The sequence below is a fragment of the Mesorhizobium sp. LNHC229A00 genome (assembly GCF_000502415.1).
Classification (GTDB): Bacteria; Pseudomonadota; Alphaproteobacteria; order Rhizobiales; family Rhizobiaceae; genus Mesorhizobium.
Window position 1 is genome coordinate 1 of record NZ_AYWQ01000113.1, and the last position, 879, is coordinate 879.

Here is an 879-nt window from a genome sequence, read left to right on the forward strand (position 1 = left end):
AAGGCGGCATCGGGGTGAAGCAGCGTCTCCGCGCCTACCGGCAAACCCACATGGAGCCCGGCGAACGCGTCGACTTCGTGCTGCTGCCCGCCCGTATCGATCTCTTCGCCCGACCTGGGGAGCAGGATGTCGAAACCAGCCGCGGCACCGATGCCCTCATCGCCGAGATCAAGGCGTGGTCGGAGACCTTCACGGTTCCCCTCGAGCTCGTCGTCATCGATACCTTGGCGACGGCCACGCCAGGCGCCAACGAGAACGCCTCCACCGACATGTCTGTTGTCCTCTCCAACCTTGAGCGCATCCGCGACGAATGCCGGTGCACCGTGCTGATGGTCCACCACAAGCCCCGCAACGGCAATAACCCGCGCGGCCACTCCTCGCTGTTCGCCAACGTCGACAATGCGATCGAGCTTGAGATCACGCCTCGCCTCGACATCGCCTTCCGGGAGGACGGCACGCAGCTGACCCGCCAGATCCACAGGGCGACAATCCAGAAGAACAAGGATGGCGAGCGTGGTCACGGTTGGGATTTCATTCTGAAGCAGGTCGTCCTAGGAAAGAGACCAAACGGCAAGCTGCTCACCTCGGTCGTCTGCGCCGCCCCTGGGGGTCAAGGCCCGGAGGTCACCGACGACAAGCGGTTGAGCGATCAGCAGAACATCGCGATGCAGGCCCTGATCAATGCCCTTGAACGGCATGGTGAGGACACCCCTGACATGCTGAAGCTGCCGAAGAGCATCAAGACGGTGGTGCGCATGGGTCACTGGCGCATCGAGTATGCCGCGCTGTCCATGCAAGACGACGAGGATCCGAAGAAGAAACAGGAGCGCATCAAGAAGGCGCTGCAACGTGCCGGCGAACGGTTCTTCGGTGCGAAAT

1 protein-coding gene is annotated in these 879 nt (G+C 62.5%); it reads left to right on the forward strand.

Annotated features, from left to right (window positions below; genetic code table 11):
- Positions 1 to 14: 14 nt before the first annotated feature.
- Positions 15 to 879, forward strand: an 865-nt coding sequence (locus X742_RS140360) for an AAA family ATPase (RefSeq protein ID WP_198019292.1), incomplete at its 3' end; no start/stop codon positions are given.